This is a genomic window from Propionivibrio sp. (assembly GCF_049316945.1).
GTDB lineage: Bacteria > Pseudomonadota > Gammaproteobacteria > Burkholderiales > Rhodocyclaceae > Propionivibrio.
Genome location: NZ_JBMOJE010000106.1, coordinates 1 through 17,301, shown reverse-complemented (window position 1 = coordinate 17,301; position 17,301 = coordinate 1). Strand labels below are relative to the sequence as shown.

The window sequence follows — 17,301 nt, the reverse complement described above, 5'->3', positions numbered from 1 at the left end:
GCCAATAACATAAACATCAGCAGAATTCACGCAGCGCTGCCGAAAGGGCACGTTTGGTTGCCCGCTGATAGCGGTCGCTCAAACTTCTCGGTTTCAGTGCTGGCTATGACCGATCACGATGCACCGCGCAAGTGAGCCAAGTAAATTGAGTGTGCCAAGTTCAATGTGCGCTATCGGGTGGCTCGACAGTATCAACGGCCGGTTTGGAGAAAATTCGTCACCGGCGGCTTTTGGCCGGGTCGAGACAGTGTAACCGTCAATTTGCTCGCCGAATACCGGCCGTTCAACTGGCTCACCGCACGTCCTGAATATTTAATTTGGATCGTCACCTCGACCGGCGGCTTATGGCCGTCAGGTGCCCACCATCAATTTACACTCACCGTCCGCTTTCGGCCGCGAAGCTGCCGTTCGCTCCAAAATATAACTTTTGCATTTTGAACGGCTGCTTATCAGTTTCTGGAGTTCGCCGCGACGGTCCGCTTTCATTTTCCCCCAATGACGGCTATGGGTCGATTCCGGTCAGTGGCCAAAAATCCCACATAGATTATCCATTTGCAATCTGCTGCGACGCAGCATTTGTGGCGTTCGTCAATAAAATCCAGATAGTCGAAAATACTTAATACGCTTGCTGAATTCTTTATCGACGGGACATCAGTTGGGTGGCCGACTTTGGACTGGAATCGCTGGCAGGGTATTGGAGTGGAATGGGTGGTGGGTTTGGGTGGAATGTGCACTAATCAACAACCGGTTTGGAGATAAATCGTCACCGACCGGTTTTGGGTGGTGGGGTGAGGCTACCGACGGCCACTTCGTAAAGTTTAATTTTGCAGAATTTGGGTTTGGTGGAATGGCCACTCTGGAGAAAGCTCACCGACCGGTCGATATCGCCTATCGATCAAGTCAAGTTGGCTGCCAAAAAACCTGCCTTTGACAACCATCATCGCGACTAAGACCGTGACTGACACTTCAGGGTTGTTTCCACTTACTCGTGACGCACCGCTTCACCCTGCGCCACAACGGAGTCGACATCGGAAAAAGCGACTTCTTGGGCGGGTGATTGTTGATTTCGATTCAACAGCATGATTTCATGGGGTAATATACGCATCATGACACGCTCTCACCTCATCGCTGCCCTCGCATTTCGTTTCACCCATCTCACACCCAAAGATGTTGAAATCGCCGTCAAGGAAATTCTCGACGCCATCGGACTGTCACTCGTACGCGGTGATCGCGTCGAGATACGTGGCTTCGGAAGTTTCAGTTTGAACTACCGCCCACCACGCACGGGGCGTAATCCAAAAACAGGTGAAAAAGTGCTGGTTCCAGAAAAGCGTGTTCCGCATTTCAAGGCAGGGTTGGAGTTGCGCGAACGCGTCGATCAGTCGGTCAAGCCCCAGCCACTCCAGCGAGCCGCCTGAAGTGCGCTGCGTCGTGCGCGTTCTCGTTAAGGGATGTCGCCTTAATCCTATTTTCGTGGAGACTATCCATGCCGGATAGGGCTGACCAGCGTGATTACAGCATTGAGAACTGATGGATAAAGACCAAGCAATAAGAAAAACTCAAAAACTGATGGCTGTCGCTATGGATGGTCGGGGGAATGGAAACGAAGCCGAGCGTGCCCTTATTCAGGCCGAAGCCCTAATCCGGAAGTTCGGCATTGAACAGGCGGAAATCGCCAGTACAGTGGCTGCGAAAGATTTTGATTGGGCCGACGCCTTCCACGCCTATGGTTCCCCGAAAAACCCCGCCAAAAGCTGTCCAAAGTGGTTTCAGGTTGTAAGCACAGGCGTGGCTAACTTCACGGATACCATCGTCCGTTTGCACTACGACGCCGCCCATGGCTATGGTGTCGGATTCTATGGTGATCGTGCTGACACCCTGTTTGCTCAGTGGCTGGCGGGTTACCTCAAAGGTAGCGTTTGGTCAGCCTTGATACTCACACGTAAAGACCATCCTGAATGGGGTCGGATCGAATCAGAAGATTTTCGGAAGGCAATGGCGGGGCGACTGTCATTCCGAATGATGGAGTTGCGACGTGAGCGGGATGTGGAATTCGCCACTGCTGCAAGTACACAGGGAGTTGGAACAGCGCTCATTCTCGTCACCGACAAACTCACCCAGCGCAATGTGGAGTTCGGCACCCCGAAATACAGGAGCTCAAGAATTGAGGTGCGCGATCAGATGGCTGCACGCAAAGGCAGCTTGGCGGGCGATCAAGTCGGCTTCTCCAAGCCACTATCTGCTGGAGATGGAAACCTAGGAATAAGGGAGCAGTAACCTTAAGCGAGTGTGTCAGAATTTATCGTGGTATTGAATGGCAGTCTGTCCGCGTAAGGCAGTCTGATGCTGTCATCGCTAAACGGTTTTTTTGTCGAGGCGCCGCAACTATCCGACATAAATTATCGCTGGATTGTAAAAATGGCGCTTTTCAATACTTGACTTATTCACAAATACCAAGGTTGGAGTAATTTATTGCATTGCAACAAGGTGTTAGCTAATTAAGTAAGCTGAAAATTAAATTGTTACCTATAAAACAACAGGTTAGTAATAAGCTTAACAAAACCGCAACGTAACTGAACCCTTTGTTTTCGGGGGGTTGGCCCATTCTTTTATGGGATTCCCACAGAGTTATCCACAGAAAATGTGGACAAGTCAAAGTCCGTCCAAGGGATGATGGTCTTGCTCTCGCAAGTTAATGTGTTTCCTTAACATCTGCTACATTTTTAAGCACGTCCGTGTTGCTCAGAGATACGCCACGGTGCATGGTATTCCTGCTATTGGAACGTAAAATGCGTGTCTCAATACAGGAAGAAGCAGACAGCCATGGCACCCGGATGCTTGAGATGATGGATAAGGGCAAGGGATGTTCCGTAACCTCAAGAAGCACCGTTAAGATTCTCCCAGTGTGGTTGGATTTGGCTCAGTCAATGACTACTTACTTCGTTGTGCGAGATAATCATTAAATGGCTCAAACCTATCTCACTGTTGATTTCAAAGAAAAGGACAAAGTTAAATCACTAGGCGCAAGATGGGATTCTGTTGCCAAAAAATGGTACGCCCCAGATGGCTTGGACTTGGTTGCATTCAAAGCTTGGCTCCCGGCCGGCATCAGCGGTGGAGTGCCCAAGCAGTCAGCCTCACCAGAGCTTGCGCCAATTACCCCTTCGACCACCAAAGAAGTGGCTCTGCAGAGCAAGGGCATCTCACTCTCGCAATTGCTGGGAGGAGTATCGCAGGCCGTTGCTCAAGCATTCAACTCTGGGGTGTGGCCCCTGGTCGAGGTCGTTCAGGCTAGGACAAATGGCGGCCATGTCTACCTCGAGGTTTCAGAGCGAGACGCCAACGGAAGCGTCCTGGCAAAGGCCAACGCAACTATCTGGGCGACCACTGCCAACAAAATTCTGCCGCAGTTTGAAAAAGCTACTGGCGCCAGCATCGCTCCTGGCATCAAGTTGCTGGTTCGCGCGAGGCCGGTCTACAAACCCCAATACGGCTTCAGCCTCGACGTCGACGCCATCGACCCCGACTACACGCTGGGCGACCTCGAGGCCCGGAAACGCGAAATCCGGATCAGGCTGCAGCAGGAGGGGATTTTTGATGCCAACAAAAAACTACCGGCCCCGTGGGATTACACCGCGATTCTGGTCATTGCACCTCAGGGAGCGGCAGGCTTGGGTGATTTCCAGGCTGAGGCCAAGCGGCTCGAGCAATTTGGTATCTGCCGATTTGTCTATGCCGCTAGCCGTTTTCAAGGTGAAGGAGCCGCCGCCGAAATTCTGGATGCAATTCTATCTGGGCTAGAAAATTGGAGGGGCTCGGGGGTGGCTGGGCCTGATGCGGTCGTTATCATCCGGGGTGGTGGTGCCGTGAACGACCTGGCCTGGCTGAACGATTATGCCCTCGCACGCGTCATCTGCGAACTGCCCGTGCCGGTACTGACTGGCATCGGCCATGAACGCGACAGCACCATTCTCGATGAGGTGGCGAACACGAGGTTCGACACGCCGAGTAAAGTGGCGGCAGGCATCGAGCAGGTCATCAAAAAACGTGTCCAGGAAGCCAAAGATAACTTCGAGTTGATGACGTCAGCCGCTCATCGTGCGCTCAACATAGCTCGTGGCCAACTTGAAAATATCCATGTGACAGTGCGCGCGGGTGCTGTTCGGCATCTCGCTCTGGCCAGACAGGAAACGGTGGAACTTGTTGGGAGTATTCGTTTGGAGGCTATCCAAACGCTCCACGATGCCTCGAGCCAAACGCGAAATTTGATGACCGAGGTCAGGCATGACACACATCAACTGCTATCGATTGCGAAGCGCGACGTACCTGCGTTGTTCGCAGAGATTCGCTCGGAAGCGCACGCAGCCGTGAAAACTGCCCGAGTGCTGACAACTTCAAAGCTCGAAGCCGTGCGCGACCGTACGGTGCTGGATATTCGTCGGAGCCACGAGGCGGCCGACGAGAGCCTTCGTGCCATTGGTCAGTTCGCCAAGCGCACATTAGTTGATGCTTCTGCAAATTCTACGGGTTTGTTCCGCGAAATTGCAGGGCAGGGGCCTGAGAAAACCCTTGGGCGAGGCTTTGCCATAGTCCGGAATGCTGAGGGGCAGCCAATCACCAGCAGGGCTCTGGTTTTGCCGGGTAATCCAATAGAAATTCAATTCAGGGATGGCCGTGTCGGCGCCCTGGTCACCGAGCATTAAGAGGGAACGTATGACTGCAACACCATTTCGAGAAGCCTATGGCGTCCTACAACGCCACGCCGAAACGCTGCGCAATCAGCAGGAACCGAACATTGACGACCTGCTGAACATCGTCACCGAGTCCGTGGGCGCCTATAAAGTGTGCAAGGACCGTATCGATGCTGTCGAGAAGGCGCTGGAACAGGCACTAGGGAATGTAGGAGTTGAGTCGTCGGCCGCTGCACCGTCAGACGCTTCTGAATATGATTCGCCGGAGCAGCATCCGAATCACCCTGCGAACCTTGATAGTGAAGACGACTTGCCGTTCTGATACGAGGTCAAACCATGCTGAAAAATCCGCTCCTTACCATCGTGGGTCTGATGTTCGCTTCCGTAGCCATTAGTAGTTCTGCTGCGCTGCCTCCAAAGTATCTTGGGATTAAGGATTTCAAGCAGTGCTTGGCAACTCAGGAAACCAACACTTATCGGTCGTGGTGTATGCCAGCCGAGAAACAGGGGAGTTGCCCGTCAACGAGTTGGGAGCAACTGAAAGCGCTTACTGGAATCGACAAAGTGCCAGACTGTCCATCCGAGCCAACGGTGGCAACGCCCGCTTCTTCAGGTAGCCACCCGCCCAAGAAAACAAGTGGCAGCAGCCTGTCGTCGCCCAGCCGTTACACTGACGCTCTTAGACGCCCTTGCCGCCAAATCAAGCTTCAGGACGGACAGATTGGCGTATATGAAGGAAGGCCGAATGGATTCTAAGGATTAGAAAATATGCAAAATTCCCCATTGGACATGAATAATCTGAATCTGTATCAAGAACTATTACTCACGGTCGTACAGTCGCGCTTGAAGATGGAGGCCGCGTCTGCGCGAGCCGATCTCTTGCTCAACATCTTCCTCATCGATGTCGAACATTTAGGCTCAGTAGAAAGCTACATTGAGCGCGCCATCAACCACCTCGAGCTGGACCTGCTCGATGCCCGTGATGCTCCCGAGCATCTTCGAGGCGCAACAGCTGACGCGGCACGGGCAATATGGACTTATCGCACGAATCCTACGGGCGCTGCCGATCAAGATTTTCGGAAGACATTCGATCGCTGGGAAACCGTTTACCGACAAGCGATCGGCGAAGAAGCAACTGAGACTTATATGGATATAGAGAACGCTCGGTGCCTAGCTGAAGCCGACTACTACGTGAAACCACCTCTTCCATTTACCAGCAGGGCGCAGCCCAAGATGGGTAACCAAAACTAAAGAAGTTCTTGATGAGACTCTACGAACTTACCATGGCGTTATGCGCGAGGCTTGAAGTGCTTAACCCAGATTTAGTCAGGCGTGCGCGTGCGTCATGGGATCCTGGCCACGGCATGCTAGACGGGGCAATTGCAGGGCAGATGCTCGACCACATTAAGAATATCCTTCCCTACATCGACGATAATTTGAAGAGAGATGCTTATAACGAAATTGCCGATGCAGAAGAATTGGGGCGAATTGATGAGGACGAAGTAAATTTCGACTTATGGATTAGCGATGCCTTGCTTGATCCCGTGATCAATATGCTGATCGATGTGGAAAGCAGCGACAACTTGGCCCAAAAAGGCCTGATGCACTGATGACGACGGCGATTCAGCCCTGATCAGTAATACGACCAGCAGCATTCCGACACTCACATGGCAGCCGCACTAACAATCAACGATGCTTTGAAGTCCGCCGAGATGTCATTCCACAGTGAACGGGTGGCGATTACGTGTCTTGTTTGAGCAACATCCCAAGCCGTAGCACAAAAAAGACGCAAACTCATGCCAAACGGCATTGACACTAAATATTGGTACGCATAGCATACGCATCTAGTCTGTGTTTCATTACTTCACAGGACGCTCTGCGTACCATGAAAACGATAAAAAGCCAAAAAGAGTTTCTTGCTCTTGCGAAGAAAACGCTCGAATCTCGCGCGGGGAAGATGACTTGGGACGAGTTGTCGGTGATGGCGGGCGTAGAACCTCGCGCCCTAAAGACCTACCGCATGCCCGAAAGCTCCGCTGATTACCGCCCGATGCCCGGTGTGGTGCGGCAAGCCATCGAATCTTTGCTGGCCCGCCCCGTCAATACGCTTCGCCATTCGTCGTCCCTGATCCCAGCCCTCGCAGCGCTGGTCCTGTCGCAGGCAAGAATCTCGCTCATCGACAAGCAAATGATCACCGGTACCGACCGGCGCCGGGGAAGTCGCAATGGGTTGTCAGAAGACGAACGAAAAATCATGGCAATGGTGTCCCGCGCCTGCCTGGTCAATGGGCTCAAAGACCACGGTGGCGAAATCCATGAGCTTCTCCATCTCTGCTCCAAACCCTTCTGTGAATGGCTTCCCATCGCGGAAGTAATGGAGGCGGGGTACGGAACCACTTCCTTAATCAATGCGCAATACGGCATCCCCACCCCGGAAGCCGAAGAACTTGCCTCCGAATTCACGACCGTTACCGCCCATATCGAAGAAGCACTTTTTTCGAAACTGATGGAGGCTTTATCCAAGGTGCCCACCGTTTCCGGTGATGATTATTACACCGCCATCCGTGAGTTTGTGGTGCGCAACCCGGTGACCACCGAAAAGCAGCTCTTTGAAGCTGGGCGGATGATTCCCTCGGCCATTTGGATGGCCATCCAGTACGAATACTACGAACCCGTCCCCCGCGCACAGGCTTGTGGTGATGCCGTGACGCTTTGTGCCCACTGCAATAGCCTAATGAAGCGCGTTGGCGGCGGTGGGATGACGTGCCCGTCCGTGGCCTGCTCATCCTCCCGCCCGGCGGAAGCGGGAGCCGTGATCCCGGTCGCCGAAGCACGTCGCGTGACGCGCGGCATTCGCCAATACTGGGTTGAGCCGGGGATTGACGAGATCCTGCTATTCGATTGCCTGAAAAAGAAAGGGGCAGCCCCCCTGCTCTATCCCCACCGGGATCGTGTTGATATTGCGATGGGGCGCATCGGTATGGACATGAAGACGTATGTCTCGCCCGAGATACTGGGAGCGAAGTTTAGACGAGGGTTGGGCGGCCTCGCCTTTTACGAAAAGAAATGGCTCGTCATCCCTGACTGGCTGATCGCCTCAACGCCGCTGTATATGAATCGATTGGTCGGCGCCATGGCAGAAGGGGCCTCGAGAATCCGCTGTCTGTCGCTCAGCGACGCCTCCAAATTTGCACCCAAAGAAGCTTAGCCCATGCGCGCCCAACTCACCCCCTACCGTAGCGCCAACCGGCTCAATTACCTGTGCATCCTAGCCTCCGAGCTGATGGGCGGCGACAACCTGCGTGATCTCCCGAACCTTCTTTCGGGGTTTGAATCCATTCTCTCAGCCTTGCATCCCGACGTGGCGCAGGCCATCAAGACCCTACGCCTGTGCGGATTTTCGCCAGCCACACGGCGCGAGCTGCGTTTGGTCGTCGATGCATACCAGAACCATCATCGTCACCGTGATGAGCAAGACGATCCCGATGGGTTTGATCAGCGTTATGAGATCGATAAGGACTTCAGTATTCGAAGACGGTGGAGTAGCGTCACGCCAGAGGATGTCGTCCAAGCTATTAGTTTTTTGACCACCAGCCCAGTTGTGCGGGAGCGATCGCAGCCCGAGGTTCACGACACCTCGCTACGCGCCAGCATCAAGCGCAAGAACGAGGACTACCGCGGTGACATCGAACCGTTCCCGTTCTTGCCCGCCCCAGTTCCCGCTTATGACATGACCCGGATCGGCACCCCCCCGGGGTTTGTGAGCTGGAATGACCTGATCGCCACGGCGGATCGCTTCGACGCCCTCGATGAGTCCAGCGGCCAGCAAGTGCCCGGCACGCGAAGCTGGTTTCACCGCCTGCATGATTCGAACGGAGTGCCCACGGCCGTTTTCCTTTCAGCCTCACATGACGGTCTCGTGCCGGCCGACGGGATTGATCTTGTGGGACTCAAGCATCTGATCGGGCTGCCGGGCGCAGGAAAAACCACTTTGCTCTATCTCCTCGCCGCCTGCCTCTCCGATCGCGGGAATCGGGTCTGTTTCCTGTTCCCTTCCATCGAGGTAGCAACGGGGTTTATCGAAACCCTCGAGCGATACCAGATTCCGTCAGCGTTATTGTCAGGTCAGGGCGATAGCGCCCGCACAAAACATATTCTCAGTTTCTCGACCGCCGTGGCGAAAGAGAACAATGGATTTGGCGCCACCCGACGTTCCTCCCGGTTCTTCGCAACGAACTGCGCGCTCGCCGGGTTTGCCAGCGAAGAAGATGAAGCCTTTCCGCACGGCAGGCCCCCGTGCAATGACTTGATGCAGCGTACCGTCGCAAACGGTAAACCGCAGACACGTCGATGTGCTCTGGCGGGGTGTTGTGCACGGCAGGAGTCTGAGCGCGAGCTCATTACGGCCAACATCTGGGCGGGGCATGTGCTGTCGATGGATCGCTCGGTCTCGCCGCTGTTCGCCGGATTTGATGCCAAGCATTTTGAATTCATTGCGAGAACGTTTGATCTCGTGGTCGTGGATGAGTGCGACGGGACGCAATCGGATCTCGACGCCCGTGGCACCCCCATGATGAAGTTGTATGGCGACGAAGATGCGTTGTGGGCCACGCTGATTCGGGATTTGCATGAGCCGATTGCCCGGGGCCGAAACGCCTTTGTCGCCGGGAAAGACATGCCCAGCCTGATCGAAATGACCGGACGGTTTGGGCAAGCCACCAATCGCCTGTCGGCACGGATCCAGCACCTCAACCCAAGGTTTCGGAAGGAATACCAAAGCAAACTGCTGACCTCACTGTCCATCATTGCCGACATGTTTCCCTATGGGGGCGATAAGGGCGACGAAGAGGAATTGGAGACCCACGCCAAAGCGCGTCATGGGGTCGAGCGGCTGTGGGATGCTGCGGTCAAACCCGTGGCCTTCCGCCCGTCGATCAAAGATGATGACGAAGAGATCACCGACCTTGCCCGAGAACTTCCTGAAGTTGCCGGTTTGATGGGGCTTGCTGTGGATGAGGTGACCGATCTCTATAACCGACTGCTTGCGGCAATCGAGTTTTGGGATCGCGACGGCGACCATGAGGCCATCATCAAGATTGCCGACATCCTGAAACGCATCCCCGGATTTCCCGCAACCACGGGTGATGTCGAGTTACTGGACTACAGCGCACTGCTTACGACCGTCTCCATGGTCGTTCTGCAACATTTCGGACTGGCGCCACACCTGCGCCTATTGAACTCGATGGATCTGGTGAGCGACAACGTCTTTGAGTCGCGACCGTCCCGCGATCAACTGGCGATCCTTCCCGAATCCCTGACCGGGAAATTGAGCGGTATCCGCTATACCGAAAGCGAAGAAGGCAACATCAACATCACGCACATCGGGATACAGGGCGTGCCGCGACGCCTGTTTCAGCGAATGCACGAGCTCGGGCAGGAAAATGGTCACGGCGCGGCGTTCCTGCTCACTAGCGCAACGTCCTTGCTGGAGCCGAGCCCACGCTTTCACGTCAATGTCGGCCCGCACTATGTCTTGCGGCGCCCGAACGCCGGGCAGGGATGGAAGGAATCACATTACGAATTCACGCCACTGAGCGACCCCGACCAACCGACGCAAACCCTTCGCTTCAGCGGTACGCGGATCTCGCAGCGGGAACGGGTGTTGAAAGCCATGGCCGACAGACTTCTCGAAGGCGGAACGCTGTCACGCGCCGCAACGGCCTTGCACGGGAATGACGTCGTGGACGGTGTAGGACGAAAAATAGGACTGGTGGTGAACAGTTATGAGCAAAGCGAAATGCTGTTTGCGCATATACAGTCGCATCACAGCGAGTGGCGCGGACGGGTTCGCTACCTGAGACGTTCCGGCACGGAAAGCGCCCACGAAAGCGCCGTAACGGCTGCGAATGTAGAAAGCCTGGGCGACGACAACGGGTGGGACATCCTTATTTTTCCGATGAACGCGATCGGCCGCGGCGTCAATATCGTCTATCGATATGGATCGCGCAAGGACAAGGCCATGATCGGTTCGCTGTTCTTCCTGACGCGGCCACACCCCCGTCAAGATGACTTGGGCCTCATTCAAGGGCTTGTTGGCCGCCGATCCGAAGCCTTTGACCGATTGAGCTTTGCGTCGCCTAGCGAGGCCCTTGAAGGATTGAAGATTGCCCGGTCGGAAGCCGTCTTTGAGGCCAAAACCATGTTGCGAATGCCGTTGGTCGCCTCCCGGCTGGGTAAATACGCTGAGCCGTTTGTCGCCGATCAGATGATCATTATTCTGCAGACCATTGGGCGCACCATGCGCGGCGACTGCCCCTCATTTGTCTATTTTGTGGATGCCGCCTGGGCACCCTGCTCGGCCGCCGGCACGAAAGATACGTCCCGCACATCCATGCTGGTGATGATGCAGGAGATTTTGGCGCATTGCCTGAACCACCCGAACCCCGTCTTGCGTGAATGTTACGACAACCTCTATACGTCGTTTGCAATCCCCTTGTCGAGCATTGAAAACCTCCAGAAAATCTAAGGAACAGCACATGTCATCCGACACAAAAATCGTCTGGACGCGCAAGAGCAAGCGGACTATTGACCCCGTGCTGATTGCACGGCGTATCAACCGAAATTGGCTTACCACCAGCATTGACGTGGTTAGTATCCGCTTCACCGGAGGCTTGCTTTCAGCCCTTTCTGATTTGACCGACGCCGCCAGTCAGACCAAGAAAAACCTGCCCATCTCCTCCTTGAGGATCATGTTACAAACTGCCATTGACGGCGTAATTTCGGTCGATCGGAACTTGGGGTGCGATTCGGGCCGGCCCTCGGTGGCTGCGATCGAAATGTACCGACCCCCTGAAAGTGATGACTTTGTGATCGCTCAGGTTTGTGAGCAAATTCGCTATTGGTGCATGGATACGCTCGAAGCCTGGGCCAAAACCGAAGGGCTTGATGAGATCGCGGTGCGCGTCAAGAAGGCGACCATTCCGGAGCATGTCGCCGTGACCGGTTCCAGTCGATCGTTACGAGAGGGCGAAAACAAGGGCCCCGACTTCGCGTTGATTGCTCGCCTGGTCGGCGATCGCCTTGCGGGCGAGACGCTTTTCTCAGGGATGGGCCCCTGCGAGCTGATTCTTTCTGAGTTCGCCACCTCGAATACGACCGAATTAATGACGCCACCACGTCGGTCATCGGCCAAAGGAAACGTGATGTTTTCAATGGTGGCCAAGGTCACCATCAGCACCGTCCCGTACAGCACCGATGTCTACCTGAGCGTAGCTGCCGCAAAGCGCGTGTGGTCTGAGCGCAAGCCTTCCGGCGGCAATACGGGAAAACGGGCCACCGCTTATGTGATCGCCCCAAACCGATCAAGCATTCCCGTAACCATCGGACTTTCAAAAAACGACGACGGGTGGACTTGGGAATTCAACGACGAGTACGCCTCGCTTAATCGGGAGTCGGCATGGACCTTGCCACCAACGCTCGACGGGGTCATTAATAACGTGGCTTACACCGACGGTCAGTGGTGGGCAGGACTGCCCCAGACAACTCGGCTTTTCAATCGCGTTGCCCCGCACACCGTTTTGGAAGGTGATGAAATTGAGCTTCTGTCAACCGTCGAGCCACTCCTTGTCGGAATTATCGATAGCGACGTTCCGTTTCTGCCGTGCCCGCTCTCGTTGAATAGCAGACCGCTTTCAGCCATGCTCAAATCCGCCGATTTTGGGGCGGCCGGTATTGCCCTGGAGGATCTCGACGACACCGAGGAGGAAGATGTCGAAATCCTCGAAGAGGTTGAGACGGGTGCCGGCGAACGGCAAGAAGTGGCCAAGTTCAGGGAACAGTGCATCCGCGTCTTGAGCGCGGTCCACGGCGACAAAAAACCCTGCCTCTGGATTGTTGGTGGAACATCGCAGGAACAGGAGTTTATTGCGAAGACCTCCGAGTTTCTCTTTGGCGATGCGGTTATTACTCAAAAGGACCCGCTGCCGGCGGACGTCCATGGGCTGAAGGCCAATCTTCCCGGTAAGGATTTCAAGACCCGGCCTCGATTTGCCTTGCGCGTCGACGCATGGAAGAAAAGCGAGCTCCCGGCGGCTATCTCGGAATACGATGGGCCGAAATTTGTTTTGATCTGTGCTGCCAAGGACGTTCAAGGACGGCCTGAGGATAGTGTCAATCGACGGGCTGCCATTCATGCTATGTGTTCCATCGCCGGCGCCAGCGTCCACCATGTTCTCCCCATTGAGGCTGCCGGCACGGACGCCCGAATTGCCAAGGCAAACCAGTCATTTATCCATCGCGTTCAAAGCGCAATGATGGACGTCCTGCTGGCTCATTCCGGCTACGTTATTGGCACCAAGGAGTTTGTCGACGGAAAACTCGCTGAGGCGAATCGCCCCAAGGCCATCTACGGCATCCAGGCCTTGCGGAAGAAAGCGCAACGATTCTCAGGAGAGCAAGCCGTCTGCATGGTGATTTACTCGCGCCTCATGATTGAGTCGGGGGTGACCGAAATCAGCTTTTGCTATCAAGAGAACAACCGCACGCAGCGTTCGCCCTGGATGAAGCTCTCCTCCGGACTTATCTGGCTGGGCACCCAACGGCAGATCCAAGGCGATGAAAAGTGGCTTCGTCAGGAGTTTGAAGGGGTGACCACAAAGGCCTTTTCCGACATCCAGACCGACGATCCGCGCGCCGTCGTGTTCATTGATTGGGAAACGACGCGGGGGCTTTGGCGTGGAATCAATGATGTCAATCTGACCGCGTCAGGCACGCCGAAAATCGGGCACCTGGACATGGCAACTGCTTTCCCCTTGATGTCGTTTGTCCGTTTGCGTTACGGATGGGCAGCGCCAATGGCCCTGCGCGGCTGGAGTAAAACCGTCTACGAGGGATGGCGTGACGAAAACTCGCGCATCGCGACCGGTGAGTTCTTTACGGACGAGTATGCCACCACCGTCAAGCAACTCATCGAGATTAACCCAGCCCCGACGGCGCGCAATCATAGCCATTTCATCGGCGTCATGAGTTACCGCAAAACATCCCAGGTGAAACGCGGGAAATCGTGCTATCGCGCGACCGTCCGCATGACCCGTCCGGAAGAGAGCAAAAAGGGCGTGTTCGACAAGGTGACCTTTGACCCGGCCGATATGGACGCCTCGTTGCCATCGACCATGGATATCACGGTCATGACCACCCCGAAGGGGGTCACCCCGGATGTCGTAGCGTCGCTCGCTATGGGGCTCCGCCTGGGTTATGCCCACTATGACGAATGGACTTTGCTTCCAGCTCCCCTTTTCTTCCAGCGAAAAATCGACGACTACATCATTAAATACCCCGTTTCGGATGACGACAGCAACGGTGTCGAGCCCGTCGAAGCCGACGATCTCAGTGAGCCTTCCGAAACGTCGATCGCAGCTACCCCGTTGATGCAAATGGTGACCGAGATTGTCGAGCAAAAGGTAGCCAGTTACGCGCCTCTGAGACAGGTTGAGATTGAATTTTCTGAGACAGCGCCGGAATCTGAGCCCGATATTGACGAGTTACCGCCCCCCTCTGAAGCGATCCGGTCCGAGGATGTCATGGGCGCCGACGAAGGACTTCTTGCCCGGGCAAGACGGGTACAGATGCTTAGCTTTTATCCGCCTCAGGACCCCAAGTGCCGATTGATGTTCGAGGCCATGTTACGAAATGAAATCCATATTCATGTGGATGTGCCCTACTTCGTTAAGCTTAAAGGGCTCTTTGGAAAATACGACCCTGCGCTCAAGAAGCGTATCTCACGGGCGTGGAAACAACTCCGTGAATTTGGTTACGTCGCAAAAACTAAGCCCTGTCCGAGTAACGACGCATTCCTCGACTGGCTTGCAGGACATCTCGCACATCCGCAAGGCGCCTATCTGATTAACCCCATCATGATATTCGGCCGGGAAATAATCGTCCCAAAAGTATTCGAGGCGGTTGTCCGATACAACGCCGTTAGTGATGAGAAAGTCGCTGTCCGTACGCGGGATGGCTCGCCAAATCTGGATCTGACGGCCGTAACGCAAAAAGCCATCGCCGAAAAAGACGATGCCACACTGGCGTGGCTCATCTTTGCCGCCGCGCAAACGCCGAGTTTCGGCTGTGCCGAATCCATTCTCAGCAACGTCACCGAAATCCTTGGTAGCAAAACAGAAGCGGCACTCCATTACTACCTGGATTGCGCAGCCGCTTGCGATGAGGCTTTTGAACAGCGAAATTCCATCCGCCCCGGTCAGTTCGCACCCATCCACAAGGTCAGCACGTTTGTGCCGCCAACGGAGCGTGCGGACGAAATCGCCCCTGTAGCGCCCCCCATATTAGCCACAGCCCCCGCCGAACCCTTGGAAACGGATTCTGTCATGCTCATGAAATCGGATCTGCACGCACTCATTGATGCCATTAACCCAGGGGCCGATGGCTTCAGTAAAACCATTGAGGACATCAGCGCACTGCTCGATTCGTTACGCCTTCTGGATGAAGCGCAGCGGCAAAAGGCAGAAGCGGAGACGTCGTTAAAACAAAGAGAAGCCGCGTTACAGTCTCGAGCGGTAGAAATCATCGCATCGATCGGCACGCTCGACGAGGAATCAGCGATTGGCCCCGTGGTGTACTTACCGGCACTCGCCGACACCCTTGACGCTGCAGCGGACGAAATGAAAACCCTCTCCGACTGGATCGCCTTGGTTGGTGAGCAGAAAAGCTTGCTTGAAGGGTTTTACGAGACCCAACTTCCGGCAACAGCGTCAATGGCCGAACGCAGTCGTCGCAATCGGGAAGAAGGCGCGTTGCTTTCAACCATGAGCGAACGATTCGCCGGCCTCAGCAACGCCCTAATGTCCTCCGTGTTCTTCTGTTGCATTAGCGACAGCCCGCCGCCTGATGACACGCCACCCGATCGCCACGATGACTCGACGGATGTCGCCCCGGACGCCGCACCATCAACCCAAGCACCGACGCCGGAAGAAGTTGCCCCGGCAGTTCAGGCAGAGCTCATACCGGACACCTTGGTGTCCCCTGATGTCACCTGCGCGCCCTCTGAGGCCGTTGTTCCCGCCGTGGAGGACGCTGTAACGCCTGAAATTGAAGCCACTGTCCCGCTGTCAGGCGTGGTGCCGGACGTCGTCGTGGCAGCTCGTCCGGTTCAGAATGGCACGCCGGCGACCGTCGCGCCCCCGGCTACCGTTACGGAACAGGTTAAAGCCACTGTCGTGCAATCGCGAAAGGTTGAAGTTTCGCAAGCGCTCGAACGACTTCTTGAGATCATCGATCGACGGCACTATTCATTGGCGTCGGTCTACGTAAACGCCATTAAAGTCGCGTTCGCCGATGCGAAAATCGATTCCCATGCGATTATTCTCAACGCCCTGTGCGACGCGATGGGTTCGATCGATTGCCGTTTCGCCGTCGATACCAGGCTGGACCAGGACCTTCGCGAACGTCTGCAAAAAACGACCACCATGGACGCTGACGCGTTCTCCGGCAACATCGGTTGGTCGATTGGCGTGTTGGCGGGAAGCCTTGTGAGCATGATCTTCTCGGCGCAATCCGCCGATACGGATATCCGATGGACGGTGATTGACCGGATTCAACAGCCCTTGACCGGCCTGCATGGTCTTTCCACGCTGGTCGCCCACATTGGCTCAATGGACAACAAAGGCATCATTCTGACGCGGGACAAATTCTCGGTATCACGTGTCGGGGACAAACTGGCCGTTGAAGCTGAGTTGCAGCGCTACAGCGACCGGGCGCTCAATTGGAAGAAAGACCATAGCATCCACTCGAGCTGGAACCACCATGGGTTCAGCCGGATGCACGACGATATTTACGGGCCACGTCACGCCATTGGACAATGCCTGACGTGGATCGCCAAAGGCGACGTAAAACACCTTCGGCAAGCGTACGACGCTGCGCGGAGGAAATTTGAAAAGCCTGCAGTAACGGTGGCGGAATCGTTCAAAAAAATTGGTGAAAAATCGAAGCCGGATGGCCGTTTCCACACATTTGCCTGCGAAAACATCACGACAACGCACCGGTTCGTCGAAGCGTATTTACAGCATGTAGACGGACGCATCAATGAGAAAACCGCGCTTGACCGCAATGACCAAGCCTTCCTCGACTCCCTTCATTCTTGCTTGACCGCAGCAATCAACGATCTTAATGGATTCCGTCCAGAGCACGTTCTTGATTGCATCTATGCCCAGACCGCACTGGTTGTTTTCAATGCCGTCTTGCGATTGTTCGACGAGACTCCGCCGGCCTATTGTGTTCCGGAACCCCAGCAACGACTTTTGATTCAGCTGCCGATGGACAAAGAGTTCATGCCCTCCATGAGTGCGTCGGAAGAGACAGGGGTCAGCGCGCTGTGCTCCGCCGAGGATGTCATCCAGTCAATCAATGACCTGATGCAAGATGATTTGACGAACGACCGCGGCATGGTCGAGGCCGATCTGCAGCCGTTGCTTATTGATGCGCTGAAATATCATGTTGAAGAACGCCGATTTCTACCCGCGTTTGCAATTGAAAGTTTCTTGCCTAAGGAACGCCTACGAAATAACTTCCCCTTTTTCGCCATCCCGATTGGGCATAACCG

The 17,301-nt window shown here is 55.0% G+C and carries 9 protein-coding genes; all 9 read left to right on the top strand.

The genetic code is table 11. The annotated features are described in order from the left end of the window. Positions 1-1,106 precede the first annotated feature (1,106 nt). Positions 1,107-1,418 carry an integration host factor subunit beta gene (locus ACOYNV_RS19745; protein WP_422901525.1) on the top strand — a complete coding sequence of 104 codons (312 nt, stop codon included), beginning with the start codon at positions 1,107-1,109 and terminating at the stop codon, positions 1,416-1,418. Positions 1,419-1,530: 112 nt separating this feature from the next. Continuing rightward, positions 1,531-2,277 carry a hypothetical protein gene (locus ACOYNV_RS19740; protein WP_422901524.1) on the top strand — a complete coding sequence of 249 codons (747 nt, stop codon included), beginning with the start codon at positions 1,531-1,533 and terminating at the stop codon, positions 2,275-2,277. Positions 2,278-2,963: 686 nt separating this feature from the next. After that, complete coding sequence (xseA, locus tag ACOYNV_RS19735) at positions 2,964-4,703, top strand: exodeoxyribonuclease VII large subunit (protein WP_422901523.1); 1,740 nt, start codon at positions 2,964-2,966, stop codon at positions 4,701-4,703. 10 nt (positions 4,704-4,713) lie between these two features. After that, the gene (gene xseB / locus ACOYNV_RS19730; RefSeq protein ID WP_422901522.1) at positions 4,714-5,013 is read left to right on the top strand and encodes an exodeoxyribonuclease VII small subunit; all 300 of its coding nucleotides are present in this window, start codon (positions 4,714-4,716) and stop codon (positions 5,011-5,013) included. A 446-nt stretch (positions 5,014-5,459) separates the two neighbouring features. Further along, entirely contained in the window at positions 5,460-5,942 is a 483-nt protein-coding gene (locus ACOYNV_RS19725) for a hypothetical protein (protein WP_422901521.1), read from the top strand. Between the two features lie 11 nt (positions 5,943-5,953). After that, entirely contained in the window at positions 5,954-6,301 is a 348-nt protein-coding gene (locus ACOYNV_RS19720; protein WP_422901520.1) for a hypothetical protein, read from the top strand. Between the two features lie 275 nt (positions 6,302-6,576). Continuing rightward, positions 6,577-7,899, top strand: a complete 1,323-nt coding sequence (locus ACOYNV_RS19715) for a hypothetical protein (protein WP_422901519.1) — start codon at positions 6,577-6,579, stop codon at positions 7,897-7,899. 3 nt (positions 7,900-7,902) lie between these two features. After that, on the top strand, positions 7,903-11,217 hold the full coding sequence (locus ACOYNV_RS19710) for a hypothetical protein (protein WP_422901518.1): 3,315 nt from the start codon (positions 7,903-7,905) through the stop codon (positions 11,215-11,217). 10 nt (positions 11,218-11,227) lie between these two features. After that, positions 11,228-17,301 (top strand): RNaseH domain-containing protein (locus tag ACOYNV_RS19705; protein ID WP_422901517.1); only part of this gene is annotated, 6,074 nt, incomplete at its 3' end.

Coding starts and splice junctions, on each gene's coding strand:
- ACOYNV_RS19745 (WP_422901525.1), top strand. CDS start 1,107: ATGACACGCTCTCACCTCATCGCTGCCCTCGCATTTCGTTTCACCCAT.
- ACOYNV_RS19740 (WP_422901524.1), top strand. CDS start 1,531: ATGGATAAAGACCAAGCAATAAGAAAAACTCAAAAACTGATGGCTGTC.
- xseA (WP_422901523.1), top strand. CDS start 2,964: ATGGCTCAAACCTATCTCACTGTTGATTTCAAAGAAAAGGACAAAGTT.
- xseB (WP_422901522.1), top strand. CDS start 4,714: ATGACTGCAACACCATTTCGAGAAGCCTATGGCGTCCTACAACGCCAC.
- ACOYNV_RS19725 (WP_422901521.1), top strand. CDS start 5,460: ATGCAAAATTCCCCATTGGACATGAATAATCTGAATCTGTATCAAGAA.
- ACOYNV_RS19720 (WP_422901520.1), top strand. CDS start 5,954: ATGAGACTCTACGAACTTACCATGGCGTTATGCGCGAGGCTTGAAGTG.
- ACOYNV_RS19715 (WP_422901519.1), top strand. CDS start 6,577: ATGAAAACGATAAAAAGCCAAAAAGAGTTTCTTGCTCTTGCGAAGAAA.
- ACOYNV_RS19710 (WP_422901518.1), top strand. CDS start 7,903: ATGCGCGCCCAACTCACCCCCTACCGTAGCGCCAACCGGCTCAATTAC.